We start from the raw sequence: 22,186 nt of genomic DNA on the forward strand, positions 1-22,186 counted from the left end.
CTCGCCCCCTGAGTGGCTTGCCGACCATGCTATCCAGCCGGCGTCAGGGCCTCGCGGTAGGCGTTCACGGTCTCCGTCAAACGGTCCAGTTCGGCGCGCATCCGGGCGAGCCCGGCCGCGTCGAGCCCCATCGCGTCGCCGATGACGTCCGGGAGGTTCACGGCCTTCTCCCGCAGCGCCTTCCCGGCGTCGCTGAGGCTGACCATGACCGCGCGCTCGTCGTCCTGCTGCCGGTTCCGCTCGACCAGCCCGGCCGCGTGCAGCCGCTTGAGCAGCGGCGAGAGTGTGCCCGAGTCGAGGTTCAGCTCGGCGCCGAGTTCCTTGACCAGCCGGTTGTCCTGCTCCCAGAGCGCCAGCATGACCAGGTACTGGGGGTAGGTCAGGTCGAGGTCCTCCAGGATGACCCGGTACAGCGACGTCACCGCGCGCGACGCCGAGTACAGCCCGAAGCAGAGCTGGTCGTCCAGTCGCAGCGATGCCATGGCGCCTCCTCTCTCGTAACTCTCCATGATCCCGGCCACGGCGTGGCGGTGCAACCTAAGTGCCCTTAATCTCATTGGACGTCATTCAGTTGTGCACAACTTAGTTGAGAGCTACCTTTGCGCCATCAGGTTGTTCCACCCGCCCCGAGGAGGCAGACATGACCGCCAACCCGCACCACCTCGCCCTGGAACCGGCCGCGCAGGCGTTCGCCGAGGCCACCGACCAGCCGCCGTACCTGTTCCAGCTGCCGCCGGAAGAGGGGCGCAAGGCCGTCGACGGTGTCCAGGACGGCGAGGTCGCCATGGCCGACGCCGAGATCGAGGTGCTTCGGGTGCCGGGTGGCCCGACCGGCGAGGTCGAGACCCGGATCGTCCGCCCCGCGGGTGTTTCCGGGCCGCTGCCGGTGATCGTCTACGTCCACGGCGCGGGCTGGGTGTTCGGCGACTTCCACACGCACCAGCGCCTGGTGCGCGAGCTGGCCGCCGGTACCGGTGCCGCCGTCGTCTTCCCGGAGTACGACCGCTCGCCGGAGGCGCGCTACCCGGTCGCGATCGAGCAGAGCTACGCCGTGGCGAAGTGGGTCGCCGAGCACGGTGCCGAGAAGGGTCTGGACCCCTCGCGCATCGCCGTCGCGGGCGACTCGGTCGGCGGGAACATGACCGCGGCGCTGACGATCCTCGCCAAGCGGCGCGGCGACGTCACCTTCCGGCAGCAGGTGCTCTTCTACCCGGTCACCGACGCGAACTTCGACACCGAGTCGTACACGAAGTTCGCCGAGGGCTACTTCCTCGGCCGTGAGGGCATGAAGTGGTTCTGGGACCAGTACACGACCGACCCCGCCCAGCGCGCGGAGATCACCGCGTCCCCGCTGCGCGCGTCGCTGGAAGAGCTTTCCGGGCTGCCGCCGGCACTGGTGATCACCGGCGAGGCCGACGTCCTCCGCGACGAGGGCGAGGCGTACGCGGCGAAGCTGCGTCAGGCCGGCGTGCCCGTCACGGCCGTGCGGTACCAGGGCATCATCCACGACTTCGTGATGGTGAACGCGATGCGCGAAACCCACGCCGCCGAAGCCGCGATCACGCAGGCGATCACGGTGCTGACGCGCGCCTTCGCGAAGTGAATTCCTGAGAGAGCGCTGAGCGAGTCCCGCGTTGCGGCCCTATGACAGAACTCACAGGGCCGCAACGCAGGTGGTGGGTCAAACGTGCTATATACGCGAGTCCCGTCATCGGGCGCGCGTTTTGCCCGCCTGGAAGGACCCGTCCCATGCATCTCAGCAGCATCCGGCTGGACTCGCCGGTCAACATGATCATCGTGGTCGTGCTGACGCTGCTCGCGATCATCGCGGTGCCGTGGTTCTGGGACCGCTGGAAGCGCAAGCGCCTGTGGCGCAGCGCGACGATCCTGCTCGCGGTCGTCTTCTTGGTCGTCTCCGTCGGCATGGGTGGCAACATGATCGGCGGGTTCTTCCCGACGGTCGGCTCGCTGCTCGGCACCGGCGTCTACTCCGCGCAGGGCACCGACGCCGAGGCCTCGCAGAACGGCGAAGACCTCGAGAAGCTGCGCGACACGGCGGTGGCGCACGCTCGTGAGGGCAAGGGCACCGTCGTCCACATGAAGGTGACCGGGCGGCGCACCCAGCTCACCCGCGACGTCACCGTCTACCTGCCGCCGCAGTACTTCGACGCGGGCTTCAAGGACCTCAAGTTCCCGGTGATCGAGTGGATCCCGAACTACCCGTCCGGCCCCGAGGTCGTCACCGGCGGCTACCACCTGCCGGAGCAGCTGGACGCGGCGATCGGCAAGCGCGTGCTGCCCCCGACCGTGGTGATCGTGCCGGACCCGACGGGCGTCCCGAAGGTCGGCCACGACACCGAGTGCGTCGACGAGGTCAACCGCACCGCGAACGACACCTACCTGACCGCGGACCTGCGGGACTGGGCGCTGCAGAAGCTCGGCGCGGCGCCGGACCGCCGCGCCTGGACGATGGCGGGCTGGTCGTCCGGCGGGTACTGCGCGATGAACCTGGTGACCCGGCACCCGCAGTGGTACGGGCAGGCGGTCAGCGTCAGCGGTTACGACAAGGCTCAGGTCGACGCCGAGACCGAGGACCTCTTCCACGGCCGGCAGGACATCAACGACGCCAACAACGTCCGGCTCAACGTGCGCCTGCACCCGTCGCCGGTGGACATCCTGGCCATCGCGGGTGACAAAGAGAGCTACGAAAGCTTTGCCATCGACCAAATCCGCCTCGCGGTGCGTCCGCCACTGCGGTTTTCGTCGTGGCGCATCCCGGACGCCGGGCACAACATGAACACCTTCAAGTCCCAGATCCCCGACGTCCTCGCCTGGATCGGCGCGCACACCACGGCCCCGGCACCGCCCGTCCGGCAGGTCGAGACCACCGGCGGCGTCCAGCCCTGGCCGCTGCCGCGCTCGGGCGCGCACGGCGCGCTGGCCGACACCGCCCAGTAGGCCGGTTGCCGGTCCTTTGTGGAGGGTCCGGCGATTTCCGACATCGTTGTCATCGGTACGGTGCCAGTGATCGGACGTCTGGGGGATTTCGCCTCGTTTCGCGCACAGTGGTCGCGGGGTACCTGGGTGCGGTGACAGTCGTCACCACATGCTGGGAAGGACTGGAGTCATGGCTCACGCGAAAGGCGCACGCATCCGGGTTCGCGGCCTGCAGCCGGCGCAGGTACTGGCCGGACTGGCCGGGATCGCGTTCATCATCGTCGGCATCATCGGATTCACGAGGACCGGTATCGGGAACTTCGCCGGCCACCACGACGCCGGGTTGTGGCGGTTCTCGAGCAATCCACTGACCAGCCTCGTCCGCGTCGTGACCGGCGTGGTCGGCCTCCTGCTCGCGTTCGGTTCGGGCCGCGCCCGGACGTTCGGCTGGCTGCTGTTCATCGGCTACGGCGCCCTGTTCGTCTGGGGCATGATGATCGACGGCCTCATCTCGAATAACCCGTTCGCCACCGCCGGCAACCCGATGGACCTCGGCCCGGCCGACACCTGGCTGCACCTCGGTGTCGCCGCGCTCGGTCTGCTGATCGCTGTTTTCCCGGCCCGCCGCACGATTCTCGTGCCCGAAGAAGACGAGGTGGCCGACGAACCCACCGTCGTCGAGCAGCGCACCGACCGCGATCGTGTCGTCGACAACGACCAGGTGACGGAGCGCGTCCCGGTGGTCGACGGTTCCGCCGCCGACCGCGACCGCGTCGCCGTCGCGGACACCGAGGCGCCCCGGCGTCGTCGTCCGTTCCTGCGTCGTGACCGCAACGAGCAAGGCCCGGAGGTCGCTCGTGAAGAGCGTCCGCCGGGCCTCGCGCACTAGATCAGTGGGTTCGGGTGGTCAGTAGCTGTAGCCACCCGACGAGTCGTTGGAGCTGCTTCCCGTACTGCCGCTGCTGGCCGGAGCCTGGCTGGTGGCGGCAGTGCTGGGGGTGGTGCCGACCTTGCACCCGTTGGGCTCGATGACGAACCAGGTGCCGTTGACGCCCATGCCGTTCGCGTCGCCCGGCTTCAGGTCCTTCGAGAAGTTGTACACGGGCCAGCCGCCGATGGTGACCTGCTCGGTGCCGTCCGCGCGCTTGATGCTGCCGAGCAGCTTCGAGTCGATGCCCTGCAGTTCGACCTTGCCGTTCGAGAGCACCGGGGGCCAGGTCTTGGCGCAGTCGCCGTTGCAGGCGGACGTCTTGGCCTTCTTGGTGTCCTTGGTGAACAGGTAGAGCGTCATGCCGTTCTGGTCGACGATCGCGTCGCCGAGGCCGTCGATCTTGCTGGCACTGAGCTTCACGACGCCGGCTTCGGTCGCGGCCTGCTGGCCGGCCTTGCCACCCTTGGCGTTCGCGGCGTACCAGGCGCCACCGACGCCCTGGCCGGTCGCGTCGCCGGCCTTGGTGTCCTTGGCGTAGCGGTAGAGCGCCCACCCGCCGACGGTGATCTGCTCGGTCCCGTCGGTCCGGGTCACCTTGCCGACGAGGCTCTTGTCGACCCCCTGGACCTGCACGTCCCCGGTGGCCAGCATCGGCGGCCAGGCCTTGGCGCAGTCACCGTCGCAATTGGACTTCGGCGGCTTGGCCGTGTCCTTGTCGAACCGGTAGAGGGTCATGCCGTTCTGGTCGGTGAGCACCTGGCCCACGCTGGCGACATCGGCGACGACGAGTTTCGACTCGTTCGACGCCGGGGCTGCGTTGCCCAGCTGCTGGCCGCCGCCGGTACCACCGGCCGCCGCCGGAGCGACGACGGGCTGTGCGGTTTCGGCGCCCGAGCAAGCGGTGAGCACTGCCAGCCCGGCTGCCGCAGCGGCGACGGAGACGGCGATGCGCGTGCGAAGCATGGAAGTTCTCCTTGTGTCCGTAGGGTTTTCCGCCGCTCGGTGCGGCTGCCTGATACCCACTACACGGACACTCGGCGAAGGCGGTTCAAAGTATTTTCGCGGGCCCTTCGCCCCAGGTCGGAGGCTCTCCACTTGTCGTGGTGCCGTCGCCGAGGGCGCGATCGACCAGCGTGCCGGCCGCGCCCGTGTAGCCGGCGGGGTCCAGCAGGGCGTCGAGCGCCGCCGGGGTCAGCACGTCGGTGACCGCGGGAAGCGCGTCGAGCACCTCGCGCAGCGGACGGCCTTCGTGAACCGCCCGCCGGGACGCCTCCCCGAGCAGTTCCTTCGCCTTGGCCTTGCCGAGCAGCGGCGAGAGCACCGCCGACAGCCGCTCGGAGACGATCAGCCCGTGCGTCGAGGCCAGGTTGTCCCGCATGCGGCCGGGATGAGCGGTCAACCCACGCGCCAGCTCGACGGCCGTGTGCGCGGCCCCGCCGGTCAACCGCAGGCATTCCCGGACGAGCTGCCACTCGGCGTGCCAGACCCCCGCCGAACGCTCGTCCTCGGTCAGCATCGACTGGGTGACCCCCGCGGCCAGCACGGGCACCTGCAGCGCGGCCGAGCGCACCAGCGTCGCCAGCACGGGGTTCCGCTTGTGCGGCATCGCCGAAGACCCGCCCCGCCCATCGGCGGCCGGTTCGGTGACCTCACCCAGCTCGGTCCGCGTGAGCGTGACGACGTCGACCGCCAGCTTGCCGAGCGCACCGGCGGCGAACGCGAGCGCGCCGACGAGGTCCACGACCGGCGTCCGCAGCGAATGCCACGGCAGCACCGGCGCGGCCAGCCCGGTCTCCTCGGCGAAGGCAGCGGTCAACCGCTCCGCGTACCCGGCGTCGGTCGGCCCAGCCCCCGCAGGCGCGCCTTCCGCAGGTCCGGCGCTTGCCGCTCCGCCTTCGGCAGGCTCGGCGCTTGCTGCTCCGCCTTCCGCAGGCCCGGCGCCCGCAGCCCCGATGTCGGCAGCCACCGCATCAGCAAGCCCGGCGTCGGCGGGCGTAGCGCCGCCGGCGGAAGGCTTCGCGTCCGCAAGCGCGGCGCCATCCCGCCCATGGTCTGCGCGCGTGGACTCGCCCAGCCCGGCGTCGCCCGAGCTCGCGTCGGCGAGGCGGGCGTACTCCATGTACGCCGCCAGCGTTCCGGCCGCGCCGCCCAGGGAGACGGGCAGTCCGCCGTCCAGGACCCGGCGGACTCGCACGGCCGCGTCCAGCACCAGCTGCCGCCAGCCGGCGGCCTTGAGGCCGAACGTCGTCGGCACGGCGTGCGCCGTCAGCGTCCGGCCGGCCATGACCGTGTCCCGGTGCTCGCGGGCCAGCTCGGCCAGGGCCTCGGCGGTGGCGTCGAGGTCGTCGGCGAGCGGCTGCAGCGTCCGGGCGGCGACCAGCATCATCGCGGTGTCGAAGATGTCCTGACTGGTCGAGCCGCGGTGCACGTACTCGGCGGCCTCGGGCGCAATCGCCCCGACGGCCGACGTCAGCGCCTTGACCAGCCCGACGACCGGGTTCGCGGTCGCCCGCGACCCCCGCGCCAGCTCGACGACGTCGATCCGCGCGCTACCTGCCGCCTCGGTGATCGCATCCGCCGCGGCCGAAGGCACCGTGCCGAGCCGAGCCTGCGCTCTCGCCAGCGCGGCTTCGGCGTCGAGCATGGCGCGCAACCAGGCCTCATCGCCAGTCGAAGACTCGGCCGGAGTCCCAGCCCGCACCGGAGACAACAGCCCACAATCGGGGTCGACGGTCATGGCCTCAGCATCGCACGCACCCAGCCTCGGCCACGGCTGAGCAGTCACCCGCCGGAGGGTCTGAGCGTGGCCACCCAGCCGGCGCTTGGTGAGCCCGCGCTGCCTGGCCACGCCCGCCTGGCCACGCCGGCCTGACCACGCCCGCCTGGCCGCCGATGCCGAACCGCGCCCGCTGAGCCACGCTCGCCAGGCCCACACCTACCGAACAGGCCCACCGAATCGTGCCTGCCGACCCGCGCTCGCCACGTCTGCTGGCCAAGTCCACGGAACCGAGCTCACGCCGAACCGCGGCCCGAGCCACGCCCGCTGAACAACGCTCGCCAAGCCGCGCCTGTGGACGCGCTCTTGCCACGCCTGCCGACCACGGCGACCGAACCATGGCCACTGAACCGCGGCCATGCCGAACCGCGCTGCCGAGGCACGCTCGCCAACCAAGTCCACTGAACCGTGCCTGCCGACCCCGTGTTCGCCCCGCGCGACGCTTGCCGATCGAGTCCGACGAATCGTGCTTGCCGACCCGGCTCGCCATATCTACCGACCAAGTCCACTGAACCGTGCCCGCCAACCCGCGTTCGCCTCGCGCGACGCCGGCGATCAAGCCACCGAACAGCGCTTGTCGACTCGCTCTCGCCATGCCTGATGACCACGCCCACCAAACCGCGCCTGTCAACCCCGCGTCCGGCCCGCGCGACGCCGGCGATCAAGCCACCGAACAGCGCTTGTCGACTCGCTCTCGCCATGCCTGATGACCACGCCCACCAAACCGCGCCTGTCAACCCCGCGTCCGGCCCGCGCGACGCCGGCGATCAAGCCCACCGAGCCGCGCCTGCCGACCCGCGCTCGCCACGTCTGCTGGCCAAGTCCACGGAACCGCGCCCGCCGGACCTGGCTCACCGGACCACGCCCTGCCGACCAAGCTCACGGAACCGCGCCCGCCAGACCATGCTCGCCAAACCACGCCCTGCCGACCAAGCTCGTCAACCAGGTCCGCCAGACCAAGCACACCGAACCGCGCCGACCAGCCAAGCCCGCTGAACCCAGCCTTCGAGCCGGCCGAGCCACGCCGGGCGACCTCGGCTTCGGTCACCCGATCGCGTCTGGCACCCTTTCCGACCATGACTGACGCCACGCCCGGCGAAGACACCGCCGCCGCATCCGAGGAACGGTTGTTCGCCGCCGAGCGGCTCGTCTTCTTCTCGGACGCCGTCGTGGCCATCGCCATCACCCTGCTCGCCCTGGAGCTGCCGCTGCCGGAAGGTTTCTCCGGCACCGAGCTGCTGCACTCACTCGGCGATCACAAGTCCGAATACATCTCCTTCCTGATCAGTTTCGCCGTCATCGGCGGGCACTGGCGCGCGCACCACCGGCTGTTCGAGCACGTCACCAGGGTGACCAGTGGCCTGATCAGGCTCAGCTTCGTCTGGCTGCTGATGCAGGTGATCATGCCGTTCGCCACGAAGGTGCTCGGTGAAGAAGGCGCGTTCGAATTCCGCTTCGTCTTCTACGCCATCGTGCAGGTCGTCGCGATGAGCGTGTTCGTCCTGATGGTCTGGCAGATCCAGCGCCACCACCTGTACCGCGCGGACACCCCGCCGGAGCTCTTCGGCAGGACCTACCGCGGGGCAGGCGTGATGATCGCCGCCTTCGCCGTGTCGATCCCGGTCGCGTTCTTCACGACCTGGGCCTACGCCTGCTGGATCGCAATTCCGCTCGTCTCCGGCCTCCTTATTCGGTTCCGCAAGGACTGAAAGGACTGGTTCACTCGCCCGTCGCGCCGTCGATCCGCTCGCGGATCAGGTCGGCTTGTCCACAGTGGCGCGCGTACTCGCCGACCGTCCGCAACATCAGCCAGCGCAACGTGAACGGCGTGCCGGTGCTCCTCCGGGTACCGGTCGCGTCCAGCGAGCTCGCCGCCGCGACGATCTCCCTCGACCGCTCGCATTCGTTGTGCCACAAGGCGAACGCCTCCTCGACGTCGCCGTCCAGCTCCGTGAACTCGAGGTCCGGGTCGTCGTCGGAGTGGTAGAGGTTCGGCACGTCCTCGCCCGCGAACTGGAGCTGGAACCACCACCGTTCGACCGCGGCGAGGTGCCGCACGAGCCCGTGCAGCGACAACGTCGACGGAGAGACCGAGCGCTCCGACAACTGCGCGGGAGTCAAGCCGGCGCACTTCAGCTCGAACGTGCGCCGGTAGTAGTCGACGGTCTCGGCCAGCGCCTGCCGCTCGTCCGCGACCTGGGTCAGTTCGGTGCGCGCACCGGTCAACCGGGGCGAGTAGACGATGTGTTCGGTCATGCGCGGAGCGTGCCACAGAGGTACGACAATTTCGGTTCGCGACGTCGCCCGGTGACCGGGCAACGGCTCATAACCCCAGTTCAGACACGGTTTGGCGGACCCGGTAACGAATCTTCGGGAGCGGCGATCTGATCTTCGTCACCTGCTGCGCAGTACCAGTCCCCACCGGTCGGAGCGGCACCCTCGGTTCGGAAACAGGAGAACGAACTATGAAGCGAACCGGTCGAAGAGCCGCCGTTCTGGCCGCGCTCACCGCGGCGGTCCTCATGGCGGCGCCCGCCGTCGCGTCCGCGGCCCCGCCCGCCAGCGCCCTCGACGTCAGCGACACCACCCTCGGCGCCGGCGACACGTTCACGGTCACCGAGCAGCTCTACAACCCGACCGACTTCACGATCACCGGAGCGAAGGCCGCGGTCTACGCCAAGGAATCGCCGATCGTCGACCTGGTCGACCTCGTGTCGTGCACCGGCTCGATCGCGCCGTGCGCGCAGTACCTGAGCAGCTTCCGCGGCGGCGTCGGCGACCTCGGCCCGGGCGACAGCGCGACGGTGACGTTCACCTTCCGCGTCAAGGAAGACGCCATCGGCGGCCAGTACACGCTGCAGCACCAGTTCGCGGGCGACAACTACGCGTTCGGCGTCGAGGACGGTCCGGCCGTCACGATCACGGCGGCACCGAAGGCCGACGTCAAGGTCGCGCTGACGGCCACCCCGCGCATCGGCGTGTTCGCCCGGGTCGACTACGTGGTCACGGTGTCGAACACCGGCCCGGCCTCGGCGACCGGCGTCCGCGTGACGGTCAACCCGGGGTCGAACCGCACGGTCACCTCGACGACCGGCTGCACCAAGTCCGGCGCGACGCTGAGCTGCACGGTCGGCACGCTGGCCGCGGGCGCCTCGGCGACGGCGAAGTTCACGTCCGAGGGCGGCGTCCTCGCCTGGGGCGCGTTCACGACCACCGCCCAGCGCGCGGCGAGCACCCCGGCCGACCCGAACGCCGCGAACGACACGGCGTCGAAGAAGTGCACGGCCTACACGGGTCTCTACGTGACGTGCTGATCCGTCCATAAGGGAGCGTCAGAGCGCGAAGTCCGCCGTGCGGCCCCGAAGCCGCACGGCGGACGCGGTCTCGTCGACGCTCTGCTCCGAGGTGTCGAGCACGTACCGCTCGAGTTCACCCAGGGCGGCGAACGCCCCGTACATCCCCTTGATGGGCTCGATCTCGGTGAGTCCCCGGCCTTCACGAGCGGTCCCGCGGGCGAGCGTCACCTCGAGACTCGGCCGCAGGACGACGTAGAACAGCTCCAGGCCGTCCCGCTTCACGGCGTCGCGGAACGGCTGCAACGCCCAGGGCCCGACGATGCCGTCAAGCGCCACGTCGTAACCCCCGCGGGCGTACCCGCACGCGGCTTCGGCGAGCACGCCGAGCACGACCTCGTTCTGCCGGGCGGCCGCGGGCAGGTACGGCGGCACGAAGCCGGTCCGGATCCAGACGTAGAAGCTGTCGGTGTGCAGGTGAACGGCCGGCCGCGCCGCCCCTTCGGCAACCGACCGGGCGACGGTGGACTTCCCGGCCCCGGGCGGCCCGGTGAGGATCAGCAGCGAACCGGTTTCGTCAGGCATGGACGCCATCATGGGCAGGTCCATCGGGGCAAGACCAGTCTTGACCTTCACGGCGGGCTGATCCACCCGCGGACGGCCGCCGGGCGGACCCCGGCTAAGCTGAGCACACGGGCCGTTAGCTCAATTGGTAGAGCTGCGGACTTTTAATCCGTAGGTTCTGGGTTCGAGCCCCAGGCGGCCCACTCGAACTCCCTGCTCGGCGGCTGTCCCGTCGCCGGCGGGCGCGGTTGCGTGGGAGGCTTCGCACGTGGACCGGAACCGACGTACGGCCGACTGGCCTGCTCAGCTGACTTCGAGGCAGCGGGGGTGGATTCTCGCCACCGCGATCGTGACCACGATCGGGACGGTCATGTTTCTCGCCCTCGGGCTGCTCACCAGTGTGTGGACTTCGTGGCTGTGGGCCGGGGTGCTCGGTATAGCCGCCGCCCGCCACTGGTATCTCTACGCGACCCGCCCGGTACTCGCGGGGCGGTGGTGACGTGGACCAGCCCCGGTTGCTCCTCGTTCTCCGGCACGCCAAGTCCGCCTGGCCCGACGGCGTCGACGATCACGAACGTCCTCTCGGGCCGCGGGGGCTCAAAGACGCTCCCAAGGCCGGGCGCTGGCTGAAGGAAAACGGCTTCCTGCCCGAGCGCGTCCGCTGCTCCACCGCCCGCCGGGCGCGGGAGACCTGGCAGCTCGTCTCCGGGGAGTTCGAACAGCAGCCGCCGGTCGAGTACGACGATGAACTCTACGGCGGGGACTACCTGGACATCGCGCGGCGGACGCCGGACGACGTCACGAGGCTTGCGCTCGTCGGGCACGAGCCCAGTGTCAGTGAAGTGACTTTCCAGCTCGCCGGCAGAACGGCGATCGACGCGTTTCCGACCGGTGCCGTCGCGGTATTCGCGGTGGCGGAAAACTGGGCCCGGCTCGACCGGGCCCAGCTGACCGCTTTCTTCCGTCCTCGGGATTTCTAAACTCCGGCGACTTGGGAAATCCAGCTGCGGTAACGCGTGATGTTCGTGTACGCCGTGTTGTTCGACCGGTCGCTCGTCGACGCGACGCCGACCTGGCGGCCCGAAGCGAACATCGGGCCGCCCGAGTCGCCGCCGGCCGTGATGCCGTTGACGCGGTTCGCGCACACCGCGACGCCGCCCGTGTAGTCGCTGCAGCCGATCGAGTTCACCCGGACCGTCGCGACCTTCAGGTACCGCGACTGGCAGTTGATCTCGGAGCCGCACTGGCTGGTCGCGCCCCAGCCGTAGACCGAGACGTTCTGGCCGACCGCGACGTCGCCGACGCTGCCCAGCGGCGAGTACGTCGCGCTCACCGACGTCGTCAGCCGGACGATCGCCAGGTCGGCGGGGCCGTTGTAGCGGGTGATCGTGGAACCGGTGGCCGTCGTGCCGCCGCTGGTCTGGTCCAGGCTGCCGATCCGGAACGTGTACGTGCCGGAGCTGCTGACGCAGTGCTTCGCGGTCAGGATGTACTGCGGCGCGATGATCGTCGCGGTGCAGTTCTGCTGGCCGTTCACGAACAGCCGCGCCGCCCAGGGGCCGCTCGAGGCGTTGCTGCCGCCGATGATCGACGTCTCGGCCGTCGCGGGACCGGCGAGGCCGACCACCGCCAACGCCGTACTCGCGGCCAGCAGGACGAATTTGCCGAAGCGTACTTTCACGCTCACTCCTCATGGGTGCGGGATAGCCGCACGAAAAGGCCGGTGGGGACCGAACGTGAGGATTGTCCGTTTGCGGAACGAATTTCCGGAACCGACGAAAGTCGTCCGGCGCACCCTCATTTATTGCCGCGAGGAGGGCTACCTACTGTTCCCGTGCTCAACCATGGGGCGGTCGGGGGAGCTCCTCGGCTGCGCGTTCAGGCGGTGACGCGCGCCGGGGCGGTCTTGCGTAGCCAGTACAGGCCGATGACCGGCAGGACCAGCGGGATGAAGAGGTAGCCCTCGCCGTAGACCGACCAGACGGTCGGGTGCCGGAACGCGGCCGCGTCGACGATGCTCAGCGTGCCGATGGTCAGCACGCCCAGCAGCTCGATCGAGCAGGCCGTCAGGGCCACGCGCCACCAGCCGTCGCCGCGGCGGGCCAGCGCGATCGTCGCGACGATGTACACGACCGCGGCGAACGCCGAGAGGATGTACGCGAGCGGCGCTTCGTGGAACTTCGTGCTGATCTGGACGCCGGCCCGCGACGTCGCGGCCAGCGCGAAGATCGCGTACACGGCGACGAGCACCCGTCCGGGGCCGGTGGCCGTCCTACGCTGTTGCTCCACTCCACACCTCGTTCAGTCGCAGCACCATCACCGGGATGGCCAGGCAGGCGATGCCGAGCACGACCGTGCTCGACCGGCTCCGCTCGGCCAGCGCCCAGGCGGCGCCGGCGGGCAGCACGACCAGGCAGCCGATCAGGTAGGCGAGGAACGTCGCCAGGCTGCCGGGGCGTTCACCGCCGGCGAGCAGCACGATCCCGATCACCAGCTGGACGACCAGCAGCACCTCGATGACCGCGAGCGCGATCAGGAGCGGGTTGTCCGGTTCCCGGTTGCGGGCCGCCTGGACGAAGCTCCAGAGCGCGACGAGCGTGGCAGCCACGGCCACCGTCACGGCGAATCCGAAGATCACCCGTTCCTCCTTCCGGTCCGCCGGCGTCAACTTACCCCGGGGTACCGGACGGCCCGCCGGCCGTGTGGTTCGGGCGTGGCGGGGGCCACGCGAGGCGATCCACAGTGGACCGTGCGGCCAACCTCAACTCGTGGTATCAGGAAAATCGATCACGTGGTGTCCCTTGATGGCATTCTGCCAATTCGGCGGCTTATTCCGGTGGGGTCTTGTTTGGACCTGCAGGAATGGCGTAAAAATCTTCGTGTTACACCCCTACGGAGTGGTTGGTTGCCGGGTGGAAATCACGCAGTGTTCGGCTACCGCCTGGTAAGTGCCTCTTTTGCCTACCTCGGATAGCCCAGTTGAACCCCCGGGTTGGCGGATTGGCGTGGACCCGTCCGGCATGGGGGAATATTCCTCGTCCCGGGACGTGCCGCACCGGGGAACGCACAGAGGGGCTATCTCGATGGACCTGCGCTACGAAGCATTTTGCTTCGCCGATCCGTTGTTCTACGACGAACAACAGGAAATCGGTGCGTCGGTCGGCGAGTTCGCGACGGCGCTGCCGGCGCCGGACGCCGGCTGGGTCGCCGCCCAGCGTGGCGTGTGGCGCGTGCTGCACCCCGAAGGCCGTGAATTACCCGGTCAGGGCTGGAAAATCCACGTCTCCGCCGGTCTGGACAACGCTGGCCGGGTCCTCGCGCAGGTGCACGAGTACTGTCTCGAGTACCGCGTCGCCTACAAGCACCTGCGCTCGCCGCTGATCCTGCTCGCCCGGAACTCGAAATACGCGCCCCGCGACGGAAGCGGGAAACTGATCACGATTTATCCGGCGAATGAAGACGAGCTGAAGCGCGTGCTGGACGATCTGTCGGTGCGCCTCGAGGGCGAGCACGGGGCCTATATCCTGAGCGACCTGCGTTATGGCGCGGGCCCCCTGTATGTCCGCTACGGCGGATTCGCCGAGCAGTGGGTCGAACACGACGGCAACCGCGTCCTGGCGATCCGCAAGCCCGACGGCAGGCTCGTTCCCGACAAACGGGAACCGACGTTCTCCGTACCCGACTGGGTGAAAATTCCGCCCTGTTTGCAGAGCAGTATCGCTGCGCGTAAGGCCGGCGACCCGGCTCAATTCCCCTACCGGGTGACGAGCTCGCTGCACTTCTCCAACGGTGGCGGCGTCTACCTCGCCGACCCGAAAGCGGGCGGCGACCAGGTGGTCCTCAAGGAGGCCCGGCCGCACGCGGGCCTGGACCGGGCGCAGATCGACGCCGTCGAGCGGTTGCGCCGCGAACACAGGGTGCTCGACCGGCTGACCGGCATCCCCGGTGTGCCCCGCGCCATCGAGACCTTCACCGTATGGGAACACCACTACCTCGCCATGGAATACATGCCCGGCACGTCGCTCGGCAACTGGCTGGCCCGGAACTACCCGCTGACCAGGCGCGACACCACGGAAGCCGATTTGACCGCGTACGCCGAACGCGCGCTGGCCGTGCTGGCGAAGGTCGAGGAAACGATCGAGGCGATCCACGCCCGCGGCTTCGTCTTCGGCGACCTCCACGCGCTGAACATCCTGATCGACGAAGACGACGAGAGCCGCGTTTCGCTGATCGACTTCGAGATGGCCGCGGACGTCGAGTCCGGCGAGCGGCCCGCGCTCGGCGCGCCGGGGTTCCGCGCGCCGGCCGACCGGACCGGCTTCGAGATCGACGAGCACGCGCTGGCGGCGTTGCGGCTGTGGATCTTCCTGCCGCTGTCCGCGCTGCTGGAGCTGGCGCCGGCGAAGCTGCGTGGCGTCGCCGACTTCGTCGAACGCCGGTTCGGCCTGCCCGAGGGGTACGCCGACGCCGCAGTCTCGGTGCTGGCTCCGCGTGCGAAGGCCACGGAGCCGGCACCGGTCCACACCGAGCTCGACCAGGAGAAACCGGACTGGCCGCTCGTCCGCAAGCAGATCGCCGAGGCGATCCTCGCGAGCGCGACACCGGAGCGCCAGGACCGGCTGTTCCCCGGCGACATCGAGCAGTTCCGGGTCGGCGGCGCCTGCTTCGGCGTCGGTGCCGCGGGCGTGCTGCACGCCCTCGACGTCACCGGCGTCGGGCGGTTCCCCGAGCACGAGCGCTGGCTGATCGATTCGGTCCGCCGTGACCCGCCGACCCGGCCCGGGTTCTACGACGGCAGTTACGGCATCGCCTACGTGCTGGAGAACCTCGGGCACCACGACGAGGCGAGCCGGCTGCTGGCGTCGTCCGCTCGGCTGGTCGAGCAGACCACCGACCACGCGCTGGAGGGAGGGCTGGCCGGCATCGGCCTGACCCAGCTGCACTTCGCCGCGGCCCGGCAGGACAACGAGTTCGGCAGGCAGGCGCTGACCACCGCGGTCCGGCTGGCCGAGGCGCTCGAAACCGCCGCGCCGCCCGGGAAGTTCGCCCGCGCGGGCCTGCTGTCCGGCTGGTCCGGCCCGGCGCTGCTGTTCATCCGGCTCTTCGAGCGCACCGGCGAGCCCGCCTGGCTGGCGTTCGCCGACCAGGCGCTCAGCCGTGACCTCGAGGAATGCGTGCTCGCCGACGACGCGTCACTGCAGGTCCGGGACGGAGCCACGCGCACGCTCCCGTACGCCGGTATCGGCAGCGCGGGAATCCTCGTGGTCGCCGAGCAGCTGGCGCGGCACCGGCCCGAAGCCGCCGCCTGCGAGAGCCTGCCCGAGCTGCGCCAGTCGTGCCGCGGCGAGTTCGTGATCCACCCCGGCCTGCTCTACGGCCGGCTGGGGCTCGCGGTCGCACTCGGCATGGGGGCCGCACCCGAACAGCGCGTCCGCGACGCGATCGACCTGCACCTGGCCCGGCTGGCCTGGTACGCGGTGCCGTTCCGCGGCGGGCTCGCCTTCCCCGGCAACCAGCTGCTGCGGTTGTCGATGGACGTCACCACCGGCGGCGCGGGGATCCTCCTCGCGCTCGCCGCCCTCCTGGACGGCAAGGAGGTGCTGCCCTTCCTGGGCGGCACGCCGTCCCCCCACACCTCCGGTCGCTGAGGACCGGCGGAATCGAAGAACAACCGAAAGGAACATCCATGGAACTCGTTCTGGAGCTGCAGGCGCTGGAGACCCCCGAGGTGCTCAACGGTGGTCACGGCGGCGGTCACGGCGGCGCGCCGTCGAACCTGAGCCTGCTGGCCTCCTGCACCAACAGCACGCTCTCGCTGCTGACCTGCCACTGACCTGGCGGTTCGCACGCAAGTAGTGCCTAGGTGAACAGTGCGGGAGCGGCACAGGCCAAGTGCGCCGCTCCCGCACGTTCATTCTGGCCCCGGAACCGCCTTCGCGGTACCTCGTCCGAAGGAGTGAGATGCGCGGCTCCGCCGATCGGCTGCTGGCCCGGGTGGCCGGCCTCGATCGACCGAGACTCGCCGCCATCGTCGTCACGGCCCTGGTCGCCACCGCGGCCGGGCTGCTCCTGCCCAGTGCGCTCGCGGCCGCGGTGGACGCCGTGGTCGCGGGCCGCCCCAGCGGACCCGAGGTCTCCTGGCTGCTGCTCGTCGGCAGCGCGGAGATCGCCGCCGACGTCGTCGGCGGCATCCTGACCACCCGCGTGACCGCGTCCGCGTCCGCGTGGCTGCGCCGCACGCTCTCGGACAAGCTCTTCTCGCTCGGCACCCGCTCGAAGGTCGCCGAGGGCGACGCGATCAGCCGGCTCACCGGCGACTGCGTCGGCGCGGGCGGCGTCGTCACGATCGTCGTCCAGTGCGGTTCGATGCTGGTCATCTCGTCCGGCGCCGTGGTGCTGCTGGCGTTGCTGGACTGGCGGCTCGCGCTCGTGTTCCTCGGCAGCATCCCGTTCGGACTGCTGCTCGCCCGCAGTCATCTGAAACACACCGCCGACGATGTCCTTGCCTACCAACAGGTTTCCGGTGAGCTCGCGGCCCGGATGGTCGACGCCGTCGCGGGCCTCCGCACGATCGCCGCGTCCGGCACCGCCGACCGCGAAGCCGAACGTGTGCTGCGCCCGCTGCCGAAGCTGACCCTCGCCGGGATGGGCATCTGGCGCACGCAGGCCCGCATGGTCTGGCGCGCGGGCCTGCTCACGCCGGCGGTCGAGCTGGCCGTGCTGGCCGCGGCCGGCTTCGGCGTGCTCGACCGCCGGCTCAGCGTCGGCGGCGTCGTCGCGACGCTCGGCTACGTCGCCCTCGCCCTGGGCCTCGTCACCCAGATCCCGCTGCTCACCATGCTGTCGCGGGCGCGCGGCTGCGCCGAACGGCTCGTCCAAGTCCTCGACGAGCCCGAACCCACACCCGGCAAGCTCCCGCTGCTGCCCGGCGACGGCACCTTCAACTTGCGGCACGTCGGCGTCACGGGCGCGCTGGCCGAGGTCGACCTGACCATCCCCGGCGGCACGTGCGTCGCGGTCGTCGGCCGTTCGGGCGCGGGGAAGTCCGTGCTCGCCGGGGTGCTCGGCGGGCTGGTCACGCCCGACGAGGGGCACGTCCTGCTCGACGGACGTCCCCTTTCCCTGATCCGCCGCGAGGAGCTGCGCGCGGTGGTCGGCTACGCCTTCGAACGCCCCGCGCTGCTCGGCGCGACGGTCGCCGACGCCGTCGGCTACGGCACGTGGGCCGGCGAGACCGCGATCCGCGGCGCCTGCCGGACCGCGCAGGTCGACGAAGTCGTCGTCCGCCTGCCCGACGGCTACCGCACCCCGCTGGCCGAGACGCCGTTGTCGGGCGGCGAAGCCCAGCGCCTCGGGCTGGCCCGCGCCATCGTGCACCACCCGCGCGTGCTGATCTTCGACGACGCGACGGCCAGCCTCGACACGGTCACCGAGGCCGCGGTCGAGCGCGACCTGGCCGCCGCGCTGCCCGGCCGGACGCGCGTCGTCGTGACTCACCGGGCCGGCACCGCCGCCCGCGCGGACCTCGTGGTTTGGCTGGAGGAGGGCCGGATCCGCGCGGTCGCCCCGCACGCAGCCCTCTGGCAGGAGCCGGGGTACCGCTGCGTCTTCACGGAGGACGACGAGTGAGCCTGCGCCGGTTGTACTGGTCCGCGCTCACCGGGCAGTGGCGTGGTGGCGTCGTGCTGCTCGTGTGTTCGGTGCTCGAAGGGCTCCCTGCTTTCTTCTCGGGACGGCTGGTCGAGCTGTCCGTGGATCGTGGTTTCGCCGTCGGCGACCCGGGCTCCGGGCTCGGCTGGCTGGCGCTGTTCGGCTTGGCCGCGGTGCTGGGCGCGTTCGGCTCGCGGATGGTCTGGCACCAGCTCGGCAAGGTCGTCGAACCGCTGCGCGACGCGCTCGTGACGGCCGTCGTGCGTGGCGTTCTGCACGACGAGTCCCCGCCGCGCAACCAACCGGACTCGAGCGGGGTCGCCCGGATCACCCAGCACGTCGAGGTCGTCCGCGACGCGACCGCCGGGCTGCTGGTGCAGGCCCGCGCCATGCTGGTGACGACGGCCTCGGCGCTGGCCGGGCTGATGACCGTCGCCGGCGCGCTGGTGCTCCCGGTCGCGGTGCCGGTGGTCGCCTCTCTAGTCGTGTTCGGTTGTCTCCTTCCTTCGCTGGCACGCCGTCAGCGCGCGCTGGCCCTGGCCGACGAGCACACGGCCGCGACGGCCGGCGCGTCCCTGGCCGGGATGCGCGACGTCGTGGCCTGCGGCGCCGAGCCGATCGCCGCACTGGCGGTCTACGACGCCGTCGACGCCCAAGCCGCGGCCGCCGTGCGGGTCGCGCGGTCGAGTGCCCTCCGGTCGCTGGTGATCTCGCTCGGCGGGTTCGTACCGCTGCTGCTCGCCCTCTCGCTCGCCCCGGGCCTGGTGGCCAGTGGTGAGCTGAGCGCGGGCGCGGCGCTCGGCGCGCTGGTCTACCTGGCCACGACGATGCAACCGGCGCTGCGCGGCCTCGCCGCCACGGCCGGCACCGTGGTGCTGCGCCTGCTGGTCGCGCTCCGCCGTCTGTCGGAGACGGCCGAGCTGCCCGACAAGCAGGACGGCACGGCGACGCCGCGTGGCACCGACGTCCGGGTCCACGCCCTGACGTTCGGCTGGGGCACGACGGCCGAACCCGTGGTCCGCGGTCTGGACCTGGGGCTGCGGCCGGGGGAGCACCTCGCCGTGGTCGGCCCGAGCGGAATCGGCAAGTCGACACTGGCCGGCTTGCTGACCGGCATGCTCACACCGCAGGAAGGCCGGGTGCTGCTCGGCGGCGTCCCGGTCCGGGACGTGCCCGCCGCGCTGCGGCACGAGCTCGTGGCGCTGATCCCGCAGGAGGCGTACGTCTTCGCGGGAACGGTCCGCGACAACGTCGGCCTGTTCGCCCCCTCAGCCTCGGACGACGCGCTCACCGCCGCCGCGGCGGCAGTGGGCGCGGGTGCGCTGCTGCACCGGTTGGGCGGTCTCGACGCCGAGATCGGCCACGGCGGCGAAGGCGTCTCCGCGGGCGAAGCGCAGTTGCTCGCGTTGGCCAGGGTGTACGCCGGTTCGGCGCGGTTCGTGATCCTCGATGAAGCCACCTCCCATCTCGACCCGGTGTCGGAAGCCCGCGCGGAGCGGGCCTTCGCCGCGCGGGGTGGTGTGCTGGTGGTGATCGCGCACCGGCTTTCGTCCGCGCTGCGCGCGGACCGTGTCCTGGTCATGGACGGCCGTGAGACCGCGGTGGGCCGTCACGCCGACCTGTTGGTGCGGTCGCCGCGCTACGCGGAACTCATGCAGGCCTGGGCGACGCCGGTGGCTGGGGGAGCAGCTACCGAAGACGCTCGGCCGGCGGTGACGGCCGGAACAACTGCGGCTGCAGGCAGCACCGCGACCGCCGGGGCGGTCGGCGCGGACTCCGCGGCCGCAGCAGCGGGTGGTTCGGCCGGCCTGGCCGGGGCAGCTGCCGGTGCCGGTGGCGCCGCTGCAGGCAGGCCCGCCGGATTCGGCGTTGCATCCGCTGTGGACGATCCCGCCGGTGGCACCGCCACGGTTTCGGCAGGCGATCCCGCCGACGGTGCCGCGAGCCGCTCCGCTGATGCTCAACCGCCGCGGCGGCCTTCGCCGGTTCCGCGTACCGCGCGGGCCGGCTGACCGTCCGACCACCCGTCCACTGTGGACATTTTCTATGCCGTCCACGCTACCGTCGCCGAACCGCCGCGGAAGCCCTCGTCGCGAATCTGTGGATAACTCGCCCTTCTTGTCACCACATGTGGATAACTCGCGCCCATTGCCGATTCTTGTCGGTGGTGTCGTGCATGATCGGAAGCACAGGAGATCAACCGGCGCGACAGGTCATCCGGGCTGTAGTGCCTCCAGCGCCTCGCGAAGCTTGCCGGACACCGGAACCGGCCGGCGTGACTCGCGGTCCACGAACACGTGCACGAAGTGGCCCTCCGCGACGAGCGACTCGTCGGCGGCGTACATCCCTATCTCGTAGCGCACGCTCGACTTCCCCAGGTGCGCCACCCGCAGGCCCACCCGCAACGCTCCAGGAAAGGAAACCGATGAGTGATACCCGCAGTGCGACTCGACGCACAGCCCGATCACCGCCCCGGCTTCGACGTCGAGGCCGCCCTGCTCGATCAGCCACGTGTTGATCACCGTGTCCATCAGCGAGTAGTGCACCACGTTGTTGACGTGCCCGTAGACGTCGTTGTCCTTCCAGCGCAACGGAACCGTCTGCCAGTGCGGGTAGCCGTTCACCACAGGGACACCGACTCGCGCAGCACGCCGGCGAGGTCCTCTTCGGATGCCTCGCGGGGTGCGGTGGCCAGCAACCGCTGCTGCTTCAGGGTTCCCTCGACGAGTGAGTCCACATCGGACTCCGTGTAGCCGACGGCACCGATGCCGTCCGGGATGCCGATCCGCCGCATCAGGTCGATCAGCACCGCGGGCAGGTGGTCGGCGAAGTCGCCGGGCCACTCGAAGTCGGGCGCCAGCAGGCGGGCGACCCGCAGGTGGCGGTCCGGTGCCGCGTCGAAGGTGAAGCGGAACGCGGCGGGCGCGGTCAAGGACACGGCCATCCCGTGCGGCACCATGGGTTCCTCACCCGGGTAGCCGTCCGGGTGGAAATCCCTGACCTGCCCGGCGATCGGGTACGCGTTCGCGTGCGGGATGTGCACGCCGGCGTTGCCGAACCCGAGACCCGCGAAGGTCGCGGCCAGCGCCATGGCTTCGCGCGCCTTGAGGTCCGAGCCGTCGGCGACCGCGGCGGGCAGGGCCCACGACAGCAGCCGCAGCGACTGCTCGGCGAACATGTCGGCCAGCGGGTTCGAGCCGCAGTACGGCACGCGCTGCTCCGGGCGCTTGCGGTCGAACTCGGTGTACGGCTTGGCGGTGTAGCTCTCCGCGGCGTGGCACAGGATGTCCATGCCACTCGCGGCCGTGACGCCGGCGGGCTGGCTGACGGTGAGCCGCGGGTCGACGACGGCGAGGGTGGGGCGCAGCCGCAGGTGGCTGATCCCGCTCTTGACGCGCAGGGACAGCACGTCCAGCACGCAGACGGTGGTGCTCTCCGAACCGGTGCCGGTGGTGGTGGGCACGGCGACGAGCGGCTTCAGCGGGCGGTCCGGTGCGCGGCCGCCGCCGACCGGGGCGTTGACGTAGTCCATGAGGTCGCCGTCGTTGCTGGTCAGCAGGTTCGCGGCCTTCGCGGTGTCGATCGAGGAACCGCCGCCGACGGCCACGAAGGCGTCGTACGGGCCGGTTCCGCGGGCGAAGTCAACCGCCTTCTGCATGCTGACATCGGTCGGTTCGACGTGTACGCCGTCGAAGATCTCGGTCTCGATGCCGTAACCCCTGATGCCGTCGGCGATGCGGTGCGGCCAACCGGTCGCGGCGACCTGCGGGTCCGTCACGACGAGCACCCGGTGCGCGCCGTACTGCGTCAGGTCGTAGCCGATCTCGTCGCTGGCGCCGGTGCCGTACTTCAACGCCGGTGCGCCGTAAGTAAAAACGGTTTCATGTTCGGTGGCGGCCAAGACTCAGGTCCTCGCTCCCTTGATCGGATCCAGTCGGGCAAAGCGGACAATCAGTCCATCCTTACCGGGTTTCGGCCAAGATCACTTGACTGCACTGAACGGTGCCCGCATAAGCTCTCCTCATTAGATACCAA

Annotated in this window: 21 protein-coding genes and 1 tRNA gene; 12 read left to right on the forward strand and 10 right to left on the reverse strand. The window is 70.4% G+C overall.

The genetic code is table 11. The features are described from left to right. Window positions 1-29: 29 nt before the first annotated feature. Entirely contained in the window at window positions 30-482 is a 453-nt protein-coding gene (locus tag ACGFMK_RS03320) for a MarR family winged helix-turn-helix transcriptional regulator (RefSeq protein ID WP_392758021.1), read from the reverse strand. 158 nt (window positions 483-640) lie between these two features. Between ACGFMK_RS03320 and ACGFMK_RS03325 the strand changes: the two genes are divergently transcribed. The 3 genes from ACGFMK_RS03325 to ACGFMK_RS03335 all read left to right on the forward strand — a co-directional run bounded on the left by ACGFMK_RS03325 (window position 641) and on the right by ACGFMK_RS03335 (window position 3,826). Further along, window positions 641-1,603 (forward strand): alpha/beta hydrolase, encoded by a 963-nt coding sequence (locus tag ACGFMK_RS03325; protein ID WP_392758023.1) that lies wholly within the window; start codon window positions 641-643, stop codon window positions 1,601-1,603. A gap of 146 nt (window positions 1,604-1,749) precedes the next feature. After that, window positions 1,750-2,958, forward strand: coding sequence for an alpha/beta hydrolase-fold protein (locus ACGFMK_RS03330; RefSeq protein WP_392758025.1), 1,209 nt, complete (start codon window positions 1,750-1,752; stop codon window positions 2,956-2,958). 169 nt (window positions 2,959-3,127) lie between these two features. Further along, window positions 3,128-3,826 carry a DUF4383 domain-containing protein gene (locus tag ACGFMK_RS03335; RefSeq protein WP_392758027.1) on the forward strand — a complete coding sequence of 233 codons (699 nt, stop codon included), beginning with the start codon at window positions 3,128-3,130 and terminating at the stop codon, window positions 3,824-3,826. Window positions 3,827-3,844: 18 nt separating this feature from the next. Here the strand turns inward: ACGFMK_RS03335 and ACGFMK_RS03340 are convergent, their stop codons facing one another. Then, window positions 3,845-4,831: an SCO0930 family lipoprotein gene (locus ACGFMK_RS03340; RefSeq protein WP_392758029.1), complete on the reverse strand. Its 987-nt coding sequence runs from the start codon at window positions 4,829-4,831 to the stop codon at window positions 3,845-3,847. Between the two features lie 85 nt (window positions 4,832-4,916). Beyond that, entirely contained in the window at window positions 4,917-6,605 is a 1,689-nt protein-coding gene (locus ACGFMK_RS03345) for a lyase family protein (protein ID WP_392758031.1), read from the reverse strand. 1,115 nt (window positions 6,606-7,720) lie between these two features. Between ACGFMK_RS03345 and ACGFMK_RS03350 the strand changes: the two genes are divergently transcribed. Further along, a complete protein-coding gene (locus ACGFMK_RS03350) occupies window positions 7,721-8,353 on the forward strand; it encodes a TMEM175 family protein (RefSeq protein ID WP_392758033.1) in 633 nt (210 codons plus the stop codon). A 10-nt stretch (window positions 8,354-8,363) separates the two neighbouring features. Here the strand turns inward: ACGFMK_RS03350 and ACGFMK_RS03355 are convergent, their stop codons facing one another. Beyond that, window positions 8,364-8,900: a DinB family protein gene (locus ACGFMK_RS03355; protein WP_392758034.1), complete on the reverse strand. Its 537-nt coding sequence runs from the start codon at window positions 8,898-8,900 to the stop codon at window positions 8,364-8,366. A 209-nt stretch (window positions 8,901-9,109) separates the two neighbouring features. Here ACGFMK_RS03355 and ACGFMK_RS03360 point away from each other — a divergent pair, with 209 nt between their 5' ends. Further along, window positions 9,110-9,958: a hypothetical protein gene (locus ACGFMK_RS03360; protein WP_392758035.1), complete on the forward strand. Its 849-nt coding sequence runs from the start codon at window positions 9,110-9,112 to the stop codon at window positions 9,956-9,958. Window positions 9,959-9,976: 18 nt separating this feature from the next. Here the strand turns inward: ACGFMK_RS03360 and ACGFMK_RS03365 are convergent, their stop codons facing one another. Beyond that, a complete protein-coding gene (locus ACGFMK_RS03365; RefSeq protein ID WP_392758037.1) occupies window positions 9,977-10,522 on the reverse strand; it encodes an AAA family ATPase in 546 nt (181 codons plus the stop codon). Between the two features lie 109 nt (window positions 10,523-10,631). Here ACGFMK_RS03365 and ACGFMK_RS03370 point away from each other — a divergent pair. From ACGFMK_RS03370 to ACGFMK_RS03380, 3 genes are all read left to right on the forward strand, one after another. Then, a tRNA-Lys gene (locus tag ACGFMK_RS03370) sits at window positions 10,632-10,704 on the forward strand. A 146-nt stretch (window positions 10,705-10,850) separates the two neighbouring features. Then, window positions 10,851-11,000, forward strand: a complete 150-nt coding sequence (locus ACGFMK_RS03375) for a hypothetical protein (protein WP_392758039.1) — start codon at window positions 10,851-10,853, stop codon at window positions 10,998-11,000. A 1-nt stretch (window position 11,001) separates the two neighbouring features. Then, window positions 11,002-11,481: a SixA phosphatase family protein gene (locus ACGFMK_RS03380; protein WP_392758040.1), complete on the forward strand. Its 480-nt coding sequence runs from the start codon at window positions 11,002-11,004 to the stop codon at window positions 11,479-11,481. Here ACGFMK_RS03380 and ACGFMK_RS03385 read toward each other — a convergent pair. The 3 genes from ACGFMK_RS03385 to ACGFMK_RS03395 all read right to left on the reverse strand — a co-directional run bounded on the left by ACGFMK_RS03385 (window position 11,478) and on the right by ACGFMK_RS03395 (window position 13,139). Next, complete coding sequence (locus ACGFMK_RS03385) at window positions 11,478-12,182, reverse strand: S1 family peptidase (RefSeq protein WP_392758042.1); 705 nt, start codon at window positions 12,180-12,182, stop codon at window positions 11,478-11,480. The two genes, ACGFMK_RS03380 and ACGFMK_RS03385, sit on opposite strands and share 4 nt — an antisense overlap. Before the next feature lie 197 nt (window positions 12,183-12,379). Next, on the reverse strand, window positions 12,380-12,751 hold the full coding sequence (locus ACGFMK_RS03390; protein WP_323329724.1) for a hypothetical protein: 372 nt from the start codon (window positions 12,749-12,751) through the stop codon (window positions 12,380-12,382). Window positions 12,752-12,773: 22 nt separating this feature from the next. Further along, the gene (locus ACGFMK_RS03395; RefSeq protein ID WP_323329136.1) at window positions 12,774-13,139 is read right to left on the reverse strand and encodes a hypothetical protein; all 366 of its coding nucleotides are present in this window, start codon (window positions 13,137-13,139) and stop codon (window positions 12,774-12,776) included. A gap of 445 nt (window positions 13,140-13,584) precedes the next feature. Between ACGFMK_RS03395 and lanKC the strand changes: the two genes are divergently transcribed. The 4 genes from lanKC (at window position 13,585) to ACGFMK_RS03415 (ending at window position 20,163) form a co-directional block, all read left to right on the forward strand. Beyond that, window positions 13,585-16,149, forward strand: a complete 2,565-nt coding sequence (gene lanKC, locus ACGFMK_RS03400; RefSeq protein ID WP_392758044.1) for a class III lanthionine synthetase LanKC — start codon at window positions 13,585-13,587, stop codon at window positions 16,147-16,149. A gap of 38 nt (window positions 16,150-16,187) precedes the next feature. Continuing rightward, complete coding sequence (locus ACGFMK_RS03405) at window positions 16,188-16,334, forward strand: SapB/AmfS family lanthipeptide (RefSeq protein ID WP_392758047.1); 147 nt, start codon at window positions 16,188-16,190, stop codon at window positions 16,332-16,334. A 128-nt stretch (window positions 16,335-16,462) separates the two neighbouring features. Then, window positions 16,463-18,130, forward strand: a complete 1,668-nt coding sequence (locus ACGFMK_RS03410) for an ABC transporter ATP-binding protein (protein ID WP_392758049.1) — start codon at window positions 16,463-16,465, stop codon at window positions 18,128-18,130. After that, window positions 18,127-20,163 carry an ATP-binding cassette domain-containing protein gene (locus ACGFMK_RS03415; RefSeq protein ID WP_392758051.1) on the forward strand — a complete coding sequence of 679 codons (2,037 nt, stop codon included), beginning with the start codon at window positions 18,127-18,129 and terminating at the stop codon, window positions 20,161-20,163. Before ACGFMK_RS03410 ends, ACGFMK_RS03415 begins: the two co-directional genes overlap by 4 nt. Window positions 20,164-20,364: 201 nt before the next feature. On the opposite strand, the gene ACGFMK_RS03420 is transcribed toward ACGFMK_RS03415, so the two are convergent. Both ACGFMK_RS03420 and ACGFMK_RS03425 read right to left on the reverse strand, forming a co-directional pair. Then, complete coding sequence (locus ACGFMK_RS03420) at window positions 20,365-20,778, reverse strand: acyl-CoA thioesterase (protein WP_392758052.1); 414 nt, start codon at window positions 20,776-20,778, stop codon at window positions 20,365-20,367. Continuing rightward, window positions 20,772-22,052 carry a hydroxyacid-oxoacid transhydrogenase gene (locus ACGFMK_RS03425; RefSeq protein WP_392758053.1) on the reverse strand — a complete coding sequence of 427 codons (1,281 nt, stop codon included), beginning with the start codon at window positions 22,050-22,052 and terminating at the stop codon, window positions 20,772-20,774. The genes ACGFMK_RS03420 and ACGFMK_RS03425 overlap by 7 nt, the downstream gene beginning before the upstream one ends. Between the last annotated feature and the right edge of the window lie 134 nt (window positions 22,053-22,186).

It is taken from the genome of Amycolatopsis sp. NPDC049252, assembly GCF_043197175.1.
Lineage (GTDB): Bacteria > Actinomycetota > Actinomycetes > Mycobacteriales > Pseudonocardiaceae > Amycolatopsis.

Coding starts and splice junctions, on each gene's coding strand:
- ACGFMK_RS03320 (WP_392758021.1), bottom strand. CDS start 482: ATGGCATCGCTGCGACTGGACGACCAGCTCTGCTTCGGGCTGTACTCG.
- ACGFMK_RS03325 (WP_392758023.1), top strand. CDS start 641: ATGACCGCCAACCCGCACCACCTCGCCCTGGAACCGGCCGCGCAGGCG.
- ACGFMK_RS03330 (WP_392758025.1), top strand. CDS start 1,750: ATGCATCTCAGCAGCATCCGGCTGGACTCGCCGGTCAACATGATCATC.
- ACGFMK_RS03335 (WP_392758027.1), top strand. CDS start 3,128: ATGGCTCACGCGAAAGGCGCACGCATCCGGGTTCGCGGCCTGCAGCCG.
- ACGFMK_RS03340 (WP_392758029.1), bottom strand. CDS start 4,831: ATGCTTCGCACGCGCATCGCCGTCTCCGTCGCCGCTGCGGCAGCCGGG.
- ACGFMK_RS03345 (WP_392758031.1), bottom strand. CDS start 6,605: ATGACCGTCGACCCCGATTGTGGGCTGTTGTCTCCGGTGCGGGCTGGG.
- ACGFMK_RS03350 (WP_392758033.1), top strand. CDS start 7,721: ATGACTGACGCCACGCCCGGCGAAGACACCGCCGCCGCATCCGAGGAA.
- ACGFMK_RS03355 (WP_392758034.1), bottom strand. CDS start 8,900: ATGACCGAACACATCGTCTACTCGCCCCGGTTGACCGGTGCGCGCACC.
- ACGFMK_RS03360 (WP_392758035.1), top strand. CDS start 9,110: ATGAAGCGAACCGGTCGAAGAGCCGCCGTTCTGGCCGCGCTCACCGCG.
- ACGFMK_RS03365 (WP_392758037.1), bottom strand. CDS start 10,522: ATGCCTGACGAAACCGGTTCGCTGCTGATCCTCACCGGGCCGCCCGGG.
- lanKC (WP_392758044.1), top strand. CDS start 13,585: ATGGACCTGCGCTACGAAGCATTTTGCTTCGCCGATCCGTTGTTCTAC.
- ACGFMK_RS03405 (WP_392758047.1), top strand. CDS start 16,188: ATGGAACTCGTTCTGGAGCTGCAGGCGCTGGAGACCCCCGAGGTGCTC.
- ACGFMK_RS03410 (WP_392758049.1), top strand. CDS start 16,463: ATGCGCGGCTCCGCCGATCGGCTGCTGGCCCGGGTGGCCGGCCTCGAT.